This window comes from bacterium (genome assembly GCA_037131655.1).
In the GTDB taxonomy this organism is placed as follows: domain Bacteria; phylum Armatimonadota; class Fimbriimonadia; order Fimbriimonadales; family JBAXQP01; genus JBAXQP01.
Genome location: JBAXQP010000080.1, coordinates 1 through 9,932, shown reverse-complemented (window position 1 = coordinate 9,932; position 9,932 = coordinate 1). Strand labels below are relative to the sequence as shown.

The following is a 9,932-nucleotide window of genomic DNA, read 5'->3' as shown; positions in this document are numbered from 1 at the left end:
ATACAGGTGAAGATGGTTTCGAGCTTATTATGGCTGCAAATGATGCTCCGATAGTTTGGCAAGCTCTAATCGATGCAGGCGCTGTAGCTTGCGGACTGGCTGCGCGGGATGTATTGAGAGTTGAAGCCGGTTTACCCCTCTACGGCCACGAACTGACCTCCGAAATCAACCCAATCGAAGCAGGTTTGGGCTGGGTGGTTTCCAAGAACAAGCAATTTATTGGTTCAGATGTCATCAATCAGGTGCGTGCTGATGGGCTTAAACGTAAGAGTGTTGGAATTGTTATGGAGACACGCATTGTCCCTCGCGAAGGCTATCCAGTGCTAATAGATGGAGTAAAGATAGGTTCAATGAGCAGCGGCGTCTTTTCACCCACCTTAGATAGAGGAATAGGCTTTGCCTTTGTTGCCTCCGAGCATAGCGAACCTAATCATAATGTCAGTATAGAAATCCGAGAAAAACTTCACCCCGCTCGCCTAAGCGGCAAGAGATTTCTTAAAGACACATGAAATTAGAGGCAATCTCCTTTAAAAGCTTGCTAGTTATTAACCCTTATACTACCTAGATAGGGTTTATTGTCATGCTTGGGTTTGGGGGTGATGTTGACACGGGGAACCGAATGGGGTAAATTATTGTCCTAATCAGGCCGCCCTGGTGAAATGGCAAACACGCTGGCTTCAGGTGCCAGTGCTCGCAAGGGCTTGGGGGTTCGAGTCCCCCGGGCGGCATATCTTCTTAATTCTCTTATCCATACCATACGTAAGGTAAGTGATGAGGATAGAAACGTGGAGGCTATAGATTATGTTGAAACCGCTCGGAGATAGAATTATTGTGTCAATTAAGACGGCGGATGAGATGTCCAGAGGGGGAATTTTTCTTCCCGAGACCGCCAAAGAGAAGCCGCATGAAGGCGAAATCATCGCAGTCGGCCCAGGCCGAATGATGGAAGACGGCAAGCTGTCCCAGATGGAAGTGAATGTGGGAGACCGCGTGCTTTTAAACAAGTATGGCGGTACTGAAGTTACCGTTGGCGGCAAAGACTTTACCATCGTCCGTCAAGACGACATTCTTGCTGTGCTCGATAAGTAATATTGGGTTATTTTATAAAGCTCGGAACGTTATGTTCCGAGCTTTATATTTTGCTTGCACAAGAAAAATGTATCATAGCTAAAAAACTGGCGCCAAATAGGATGCATTCTCTTGATTTGAGTGTTATAATACTATTGTATTGGGAGCTTCAAAGTTGGAATAATAGGTATGATAGCTTTAGTATTGGGTGAACCGGAAGCTCACTGTTATCGTCTAATGATTCGGAATATGTTGGCCTTTGATGTGGTAGGAGCAGAATATGAAAGTTTTAGATCGAGCATCAAGTAAATACGAACCATCGGAACTGATTTGCCGTCTTAGGCAGATTGCGATGGATCGAACGTGGGATTCCTACTTCGACCACCACCGCAACTACTTCTATATGGAAGGTTGGATGTCCGCAAAGTTCAAGTCTCTTCCTATAAAAAGCTGTTCCGGTATGGCCAATGTGCTTCGGAACATACCCGTCGCAATCGAGCAGGGTGAAATCATTGTAGGCGAGCATGGTAATAGTGGTTCTTGGGTTCAATTTTGTGTGAAACTCGGTGAGGGGTGGACAAAGTATATTACCGAGTCTACGCTTACCGACGAGCAAAAGGCTAAATTTATCGAGTGGTGTAAACAGGAACCGTTCCAGTTTGGTGAAATAGCTCCGGTTGATCCTCCTTTAGAAGGAATTGAGTTAGGCGGAAGACATGGCGTTACAGCCGGCTGGGGTGGTGACCTCAACCACAGCGTGCGCGATTTCGAGAAGTTCATCCGCCTTGGTTTCGGCGGTTTGAAAGATGAAATCCAAGCGTCGCTTGACAAACTGACACCACACGATCCGTTTATGCCTACCAAGAGGGCTTATTTGCTTGGCTTGAAGGTATTGTGCGAAGGCGGGATGCAATTCGGCCTCAACCATGCAGTTTATGCACGCAAAAAAGCTAAGGCCTGCAAAGACCCTGTTCAAAAGCAGGAATGGTTGGATATAGCTGAGGTTTGCGAGCAGGTTCCGGCTCATGGCGCACGTACTTTCCGTGAGGCTTGTCAGGCGTTGTGGTTTGGGCATATGATTACGGTTTTTGAAGATGGTGTGAACGCCAACAGCATTGGCCGTCTCGACCAGTTCCTCTGGCCCTATCTCGAAGCCGACCTAGAGGCAGGGCGAACTACTTGGGAAGAAGCTGCAGAAGTGATTGCGGCGCTTTGGGTAAAGCTGTACCAACCGTATGACGTCCAGCAGGCGACCATCGGTGGGCAGCATCCCGATGGCACAGATGCCTCTAATCCGCTGAGCTATTTGATTTTGGACGTAACTGAAAATATTGGCTTCGTGCGTTGTCTCTCATGCCGAGTGCATAAGAACTCACCCCAGGAGCTTCTAGCGCGCTGTGTTGACCTGCTCGCCAAAGGCGGAGGCATTCCGTTCTTCTTTAACGACGAAGCAATCGTTCCTGCTCTTGTTGCTAAGGGTATTCCGATTGAGGATGCGCGCCAATATGCGATTATTGGTTGTATCGAAATTACTATTCCCGGTAAGACCAGCCCTCATGCGGTGAGCCATTGGATTAACCTGCTTAAATGTTTGGAACTCGCGATGAATGATGGCCGCGACTTCCTGCTGAACGAGCAGGTCGGACCTAAGACCGGCACACTGGCCGAATTTAAGAATATGGACGACTTAACAGCCGCCTATACCAAGCAGCTCACTCACTTCGTTGATTTAATGACCTATTTCTCCAACCGCTCAGAGCTTATGAATCGCTATCATTACCGATTGCCATTTCTATCGCTTCTAACCGAGGACTGCATCGCAAGAGGGATGGATATTGTTGAAGGTGGGGCGAAGTACAACTATCACTCCAGCGCTGCGATGGCTATTCCGAATGTGGCTGATAGCTTTGCAGCGATTGAAAAGGCGGTTTTCACCGACAAGACGATTACAGGCGCGGAGTTGCTTGAAGCGCTCAAGACCAATTTTTCTGGTAAGGAAGACCTGTGTTTGTATCTGCGTAATAAGCTGCCGAAGTACGGCAACGATGAGCCACTGCCCGATAAATATGCCACCGAGATTACTCGCCAATATTGCGATTTGCTAGGGCAGTATAAGACGCCTTCGGGCGGTTCGTTCCATGTTCATTTGTTTACATTCACCTTAATTATCCACTATGGCAAGAGCACGGGAGCAAGCGCGGATGGTCGACTTTCAGGCGAACCATTGGCTTACAGTTTGTCGCCGATGCAGGGAAGAGATCATGAAGGCTTTACGGCTGTTGTAAACTCGTTGGCGAAGATACCACACGATATGGCCGCGGCAAGCAGTTCGGCTATTCTCGAAGCCGATCCGAAGATGCTGGAAGAGGGTCATAAGCGCCGCGCATTCGTTGACCTGCTGACGACCGCTATTAAGCAGGGTGTTGGGCAGATGCAATTCAATGTCTGCAACGCTGAGACTTTGAAAGCAGCGCAAGACGAACCGGAAAATTACCGCAACTTATTCGTGCGCATATCCGGCTTTAGCCAGCAGTTCATCCTGCAAGACCGCCAGATGCAGGACCACATCATCGCCCGAACCAAGCATAAGAGATAAATAGTTGATTACAACACTTAAGCGCGGGCTGACCGAAGGGCCTTCGGAAAGAATAGAGCGGATGGTGGCCGCTTCTCGAATTCGAGGGGCCAATCAACCTCCTGACGAAGGTATCTTCAGTACGGCTAAAGGCGATGCGTATGAGGCGTATGCTCATCTGACTATAAGAGAGCGTCAAGCCCGTTCATTGGCCAGTGGATTCGATGCGCTGCCAGTTTATCTCTTTCCCGAAGAGCGTTTAGTGGGAATGGTCTATCACTTGGGTGGCGGTCAGGGCAAATCGGCAGGTCCAGATTGGAGCGCTGAAGGAAATAAAGAAGTCGCTCGCCGATTTAACAGTCCGGCTGATGTGAGCACGATTGACCTATTCGGCGGTGGCGCTGGTCCTGGGCACGTTACCTGGCACTGGGATTGGATACTTCAAAAGGGCATCATTGGGTTACTCGATGAGTATCGTGAGGCGTTAAAAACCCCCAAAGACCAAACGGCAAAAGAGTTTTATGAGGGGGTTATAATCGTCTGGGAATCGGTTCTCCGATGGGCTGAGCGCCATGTAGTTGCTTTAGAAAAAGCCCTTGCCGAAGCTTCTGCGGATGATAAACCCCGTCTCGAAGAGCTTATCAAAATCTGCCGCCAAGTACCGGCTTATCCTGCGCGGAACTTCCGTGAAGCGACTCAAGCTTTCCTCATTCAATATTTAGCAGTAATGCGCGAATGCCCCTTTGGTGGAAATGGTCCTGGCCGTGTCGATTACTTCCTCTGGCCTTATCTTAAAAAGGACTTGGAGGATGGCCGATGTACGCTACAAGAGGCGCGCGAGCTTATCGATGAACTTTTAATGCGGCTAGAGGAGCGTATTCAGGGGTTTGACGGATGGGTCGAGGCAATTGTTTTGGGGGGCAGTAATCCTGATGGTACATCAGCGGTGAATCCGTTATCGCATATTTTCGTCGAATCGATTATTGAACTCGACCAGACGCATCCTTCTGTTTATATGCGAATGCCAAGTGATCCACCGCAGGATTATATTGAACTTGCTGCGCGTTATCTGCTCGAAGGGCGAAATCGTGCTCAGATTTTGAATGACCCAATCATCACTGCGGCTTTGCAGAAGGTTGGACTTACATCGGAAGATTCGATGATGTACACCTGCGGCGGCTGTATGGAGATTGTGCCGCAGGGGATGAACAGTGACCTTCTTTTTGCTGCCACGCATAGCGTACCTTTGACCCTGGAGCTTGTGATAACGGGCGGGGAAGCGATGCGGTTGGGGCAACGTCTTGAGGGGGTTGACCTCAAGACGTTGCCCGGTTATGCTGATTTTGAGGAGTTTTATACAGCGTTTGCTAATGAGTTGGAACGTGAGCAAATTTTCCGTTTCAGGCAATTGGATGTTTTTAGCGAGACAATGGCTGAACATCGGCCTACTTACCTTCAATCGAGTATGATAGCTGACTGTTTTGAACGAGGCCGCGACCAGCAGGATGGCGGAGCGCGTTATCATCACTATGGTGTCGATCCCTTGGGGATCGCCAATGCCGCCGATGCCCTTCATGCCCTAAAACGAGCCGTATATGACGATAAACTTTGTACGGCTGAAGAGCTGTTGGCCGCAATAAAAGCTAATTTCGAAGGCTATGAAACTCTGCGCTTAAAGCTGCGATCGCTGCCAAAGTATGGCCAGCAGGATGCTGAAGCCGATGCGATGACAAAGCGTCTTTGGAACACTCTTACGGATATTTACATGGGCTATCGCAATCGTTTCGGTGGGCGGGCAAAGATGGTTATTTTCACCTTCATGTGGGCGCCATGGGTTGGTGATCAGTTAAGCGCAACTGCGGATGGCCAATTCGCAGGAACGCCAATTTCCCAGGGTATTACCCCCGCGAATGCCTCAATGACCGAAGGCATCACTGCCGCAATAGGTTCTATGACAACCCTCGACCTCGCCAATGCTGCTGGTGGCGCTTCCAGTATGTGGGACCTCGACCCTCAATGGGCCACCCCCGAAGTCACCGGAGCTATTGTTAAAAGCTTCCTGAAGATGGGCGGCCAAATTTTCCAGGGCAATGCAACTGATGTAGAAGAGCTAATCAAAGCTAAATCCAATCCCGAAGCCTACAAACACTTGGTCGTAAGAGTAGGCGGCTTCTCCGCCCGCTTCGTAGGCCTTCCGGAAGATGTCCAAGACGATGTCATCAACAGGCACCGGCATAAAGGGTGAAAGGCGAAGGTAGATACAGCAAATTTCCCCCTTTTCCAAGGGGGAATACAAGGGGGTCTCCGGAGCCTTTCGATTTGGCCTAAAGGCCTACTCAGAGAAGCGGATTTGGGTGGCTCTGTTCCCTGCACATCTGTAAAGTTTCATTCAGAACCGAAGGCGTGGTATCTGTCTGGAATGTCTTGGAGGAGGTTGCTTCGGCACAAACTGCCTCGCAATGACGCTATAGTGCTGGCATAATGCTGGCGCTACTGTGCTTCTAGATATAAGCTGCTTAGGGTGATGTATCCAGCGTCTTCAAGTATCCGATCAAATCATTTAAATCCTTATCCGACATTTTCCATCGGGGCATGACTTTGTCGAGGGGTTTATCTTCGGAATCCAAACCTTTGGTAATTGCTCGCTCCACGAGGGCGTCGTTGTAAGGAGGGGAGAACTGTTTTGATAGGGCGTGATAGGTTATTGGTGGGGAGGTTTCATGGGTATCGGGTACTTTTATTCCCCCTTTGCCATTGGCGCCGTGGCAAGTGATACAACTCCCACCGCTGGACTTAAACCATGCAGTACCATCGGTAAATTGAATGGAATTGCCGGAGCTGTCTAACGCAGAGATGTATATTCGTTGGCTGTTGCTCTGAACTGTTTGAACTGTCGGATTGCTGGGTGCGGCGCTTTTATTATCAGCGCGTTTGCATGAAGTAACGGTACCTGCAATGATGACTATCAAAATTAGAAAGCAGATGCTAATCAGTCGTCTGTTGGACATGATTTACTCTCCTTTATTGGAAATATTCTGTTTGATGCGCTCATATTCCTCGTGTGTGATTTCTCCCCTGGCATAGCGTTTGTCTAAAATATCGAGCGCTGTTTCAGCTGGTCCATGCATTTGTGCCGACTTTTTGCGGGAAAAATAGACCAAAAGTAGTCCAAACCCGATGAGGACGAGAAGCCAAAAGAAATGCATCACAATCCATCCCATGCCCCCAAAACCGTAGTGACAACCGTATGGTCCCATCATCATTAAATACCTCGCATTCAATGCTTGAATGCTATCATACTGGAGTTTACTGTGAAAGCTCAACGTTTTCTGAATTTCTTTTCGAGGTATTCCTGGAGAACGTCTTGGTTGTGGTAAAAGTAGAATAGGATTGATTGGTTGGAAGATGATGATTGTTAGATTAGGATGGATAATTCGGATGATATGCATGTTGGCATTATTGCTAACATGTATGTGTTCATTTGCCGATTCTGAAGACATCTTCAATTATCCGATTTCAACCAATCTAGATATGGCAACAGTTAATGCGAGTGCTCGCGCGCAACTTACGATGCTCGAGCAGCGCCCAACTCTTTTGCGATCAGAAGAAAATCGAGCCTATTTGAAGTTTCTTCCTAAAGTAATCGCTTTTACTTCGAACGAGACAGTGCCGGGCGAACGTTATTATATCGTGAATTTTGCACAATCGGATAATAAGGCAATAAGGCGATTGCGGGATGAAATCCATCTCAAGACACCTTCGGGAGGGGCAATTGTCCGTATCTACCCTTATCGTGATGGTATGCCTCGGCTGGTGCGTTCACTTTTTGGCGAGAATGTCGGAGGGGTTACTTGGGGATGCCGTTTTGTTGCTATTGAAAAGGCTGAAAAGTCCGAGACCGAGTTGCAGGATACGATTTCGCATGAACTGGCTCACGCATATATCACCTCATCGTTGGGATTAAATGCCGATAAGCTTCCAAAATGGTTTCATTAAGGGGTTGCGCTCTGGCTTTCTGATAGCAAAGACGCATATATTTTTCAAACAGGTTACAATTCAGTTCGAACCTCATGGTCGCCAAAAGATTATCAGGAATACCGAACGGTTTTTCGTTATCTTGAAGCGACAATCGGTAGGGATAGGGTTGATAAGTTTATTGAAAATGCGGTTGAGAAGCAATCAGTCGAAGTTGCGTTAAAGGATAGCATAGGTAGCGATGACTATAATTTGCTTCGAAGTCGTGCAAGTGAGTGGTGGATAAAAGAGGGGACAACACAAACGTTTTGGGTTTTATTATTCGGCATCGCTCTTTTTGCTTCGAGTTGGTTCCTTGCGATTTATAAGCAGAGAGCGGATGAATCCCAAGCTGTTGTATCAGAACTGGAGGAGCGAGAATTCGCTGAAAGTGTTGGCCTAGACTTTGACCGAATTATCGCCGAGGGGATAATTGTCGCATCGATTCAGAATTACACAGAAGATGAACAGCGCAATTTAGAGAAACTAGCCCAGCTTATTGTTAAATCAGCACGTGCTTGGACAAGGTGCGGCAATCCCAAGCGTGCGTTTGAGAAGCTCGAACAGGCTTTAAAGATAGGCGCATGGTCGATTTTAGTGCAAGAAGAAGTCCAATCCACTGACAACGAACGCAGGGGGTTGAGGGTGTAGTTAATTGTCAGGCTAGAGGTATAATCGCTGAAGCTGGTGAGGTGGGGTTGGAATGAATATTATTCTGATTATCGCGGATACATTGCGTTATGATTTTGTAGGCGCAAATGGCAATGACTGGATCATCACACCCAATATGGATCGGTTGGCGGCTAAATCATGGGTATTTGATCGTGCCTATACTGCTAGCTTTCCGACAATTCCTCATCGGAAAGACGTCATCACTGGCCGATACGGCAGTCCATTCAACGTCTGGGGTCCACTTCCTTTTGATGTGCCGACCTTACCTCGGGCGCTTGCCGAGCATGGCTATTGCACCCAACTCATCCACGACACCCCCCATCTGGTCAACGGCGGCCATAACTTTGACTGGCCTTTTCATGGGTGGGAATTCGTACGCGGGGCGGAAGTTGACAGGCGGTGGATGGATGACGGGGGGTATATGCTGGACGGGTGGACGAAAGACCCGCAGTTGGATTTTGTTGATGCTGAGAGAATGATGAACAGGCCCATCAATGCCTATATCCGCACTAACCGCAAGCGCAAAGTCTACGAAGACTGGAACGCGGCCCAAGTATTTCTGAGAGGGAGCGATTTCCTCAAGAGCAATCAGACACGGGACAAGTTCTTCTTATGGGTTGATTCGTTTGATCCCCATGAGCCATGGGATACGCCGCCTGAGTTCGTAAAGATGTACGACAAGACTCCAGGTTATGATGGCCGTATTGACCCGCGGATTTATGCGATGGAGGGATTTATACCTGAAGTCCTGTCTGAACGCCTCAAGAATCTTTATGCGGCAAAAGTAACCTGGATGGATCATTGGCTTGGCAAGTTTCTGGACACCTTTGAATCGACTGGCCTGGCGAAGAATACGGCTCTCATCTTCACTTCTGACCATGGTACACAAGTAGGCGAAATGGGCAGCTTCGGTAAGAACTGGCCGGTGCGCGAGGCGGAAGGGCATGTGCCGTTCTTCGTCTATGCGCCCGGCGCCGGTTCCGGGCGATGCGATGCCATGATTCAACCGCAGGACGTTTTCGCCACGGTCATGAGCCTTGCCGGGCTAGAGACGCCACAGGAGTTGGATTCCCATGATCTATTGGCGATCGCAAAAGGCGCGGTAAATCCGCCGCGGCCGATTGCGATCTCGAGCACTTCGATGGATGGTTGGCAAAAAGATGGTCCCGGACCCGTTTTCACTCTGTTTGACCATGAGTGGTGTCTTGAGGCAGCGGCCAAGCCGGAGAACTGCCGTCTATGGCGTTTGGGTACTCTCAAAGAAGTGGCAGCGGAGAATCAAGATGTCGTTCGGCGACTGCATGCGGCCGCCCTGAATGAGATGGAACGCCGAGGTACCCATCCGGCGCTTATGAAATGGATGCGTAGCGGCATGATCGAGAGCGAATTCCCAACGGATTGCAGCTATTGTGATGGGTGGCCTAGTCCAGTTGGTTATGAGCCTTATTTTAATTTTAACCGTCAATACAGAGGCAAGTAGCTTGCTGGTGTATACTATAGCTTCAAAATCTGCCGTTAGCTCAGCAGTGATAGAGGCAGATACTAGAAAGGATATTCGATAAATGACTAAGAAACAGGCATTTTTGGCAGCTTTGAGGGGTGA

Annotated in this window: 9 protein-coding genes and 1 tRNA gene; 8 read left to right on the top strand and 2 right to left on the bottom strand. The window is 48.7% G+C overall.

The features are described 5' to 3' along the window. From WCO51_05415 to WCO51_05395, 5 genes are all read left to right on the top strand, one after another. Nucleotides 1-509, top strand: a 509-nt coding sequence (locus WCO51_05415) for a glycine cleavage T C-terminal barrel domain-containing protein (GenBank protein MEI6512699.1), incomplete at its 5' end; no start/stop codon positions are given. A 136-nt stretch (nt 510-645) separates the two neighbouring features. Then, a tRNA-Leu gene (locus WCO51_05410) sits at nt 646-728 on the top strand. 70 nt (nt 729-798) lie between these two features. After that, on the top strand, nt 799-1,089 hold the full coding sequence (gene groES, locus WCO51_05405; protein MEI6512698.1) for a co-chaperone GroES: 291 nt from the start codon (nt 799-801) through the stop codon (nt 1,087-1,089). Nucleotides 1,090-1,348: 259 nt separating this feature from the next. Continuing rightward, a complete protein-coding gene (locus WCO51_05400; GenBank protein ID MEI6512697.1) occupies nt 1,349-3,664 on the top strand; it encodes a pyruvate formate lyase family protein in 2,316 nt (771 codons plus the stop codon). A gap of 4 nt (nt 3,665-3,668) precedes the next feature. Then, nucleotides 3,669-5,888: a pyruvate formate lyase family protein gene (locus tag WCO51_05395; protein MEI6512696.1), complete on the top strand. Its 2,220-nt coding sequence runs from the start codon at nt 3,669-3,671 to the stop codon at nt 5,886-5,888. 271 nt (nt 5,889-6,159) lie between these two features. Here WCO51_05395 and WCO51_05390 read toward each other — a convergent pair whose 3' ends face one another. Together WCO51_05390 and WCO51_05385 are read right to left on the bottom strand one after the other, a co-directional pair. Next, nucleotides 6,160-6,651, bottom strand: a complete 492-nt coding sequence (locus tag WCO51_05390) for a cytochrome c (protein MEI6512695.1) — start codon at nt 6,649-6,651, stop codon at nt 6,160-6,162. Nucleotides 6,652-6,654: 3 nt separating this feature from the next. Continuing rightward, entirely contained in the window at nt 6,655-6,906 is a 252-nt protein-coding gene (locus WCO51_05385) for an SHOCT domain-containing protein (protein ID MEI6512694.1), read from the bottom strand. A gap of 142 nt (nt 6,907-7,048) precedes the next feature. Between WCO51_05385 and WCO51_05380 the strand changes: the two genes are divergently transcribed. From WCO51_05380 to WCO51_05370, 3 genes are all read left to right on the top strand, one after another. After that, on the top strand, nt 7,049-7,639 hold the full coding sequence (locus tag WCO51_05380; GenBank protein ID MEI6512693.1) for a hypothetical protein: 591 nt from the start codon (nt 7,049-7,051) through the stop codon (nt 7,637-7,639). 231 nt (nt 7,640-7,870) lie between these two features. Continuing rightward, nucleotides 7,871-8,308: a hypothetical protein gene (locus tag WCO51_05375; protein ID MEI6512692.1), complete on the top strand. Its 438-nt coding sequence runs from the start codon at nt 7,871-7,873 to the stop codon at nt 8,306-8,308. Between the two features lie 52 nt (nt 8,309-8,360). Further along, nucleotides 8,361-9,809 (top strand): sulfatase, encoded by a 1,449-nt coding sequence (locus WCO51_05370; GenBank protein ID MEI6512691.1) that lies wholly within the window; start codon nt 8,361-8,363, stop codon nt 9,807-9,809. Nucleotides 9,810-9,932: the final 123 nt, after the last annotated feature.

Coding starts and splice junctions, on each gene's coding strand:
- WCO51_05400 (MEI6512697.1), top strand. CDS start 1,349: ATGAAAGTTTTAGATCGAGCATCAAGTAAATACGAACCATCGGAACTG.
- WCO51_05390 (MEI6512695.1), bottom strand. CDS start 6,651: ATGTCCAACAGACGACTGATTAGCATCTGCTTTCTAATTTTGATAGTC.
- WCO51_05385 (MEI6512694.1), bottom strand. CDS start 6,906: ATGATGATGGGACCATACGGTTGTCACTACGGTTTTGGGGGCATGGGA.
- WCO51_05380 (MEI6512693.1), top strand. CDS start 7,049: ATGATGATTGTTAGATTAGGATGGATAATTCGGATGATATGCATGTTG.
- WCO51_05370 (MEI6512691.1), top strand. CDS start 8,361: ATGAATATTATTCTGATTATCGCGGATACATTGCGTTATGATTTTGTA.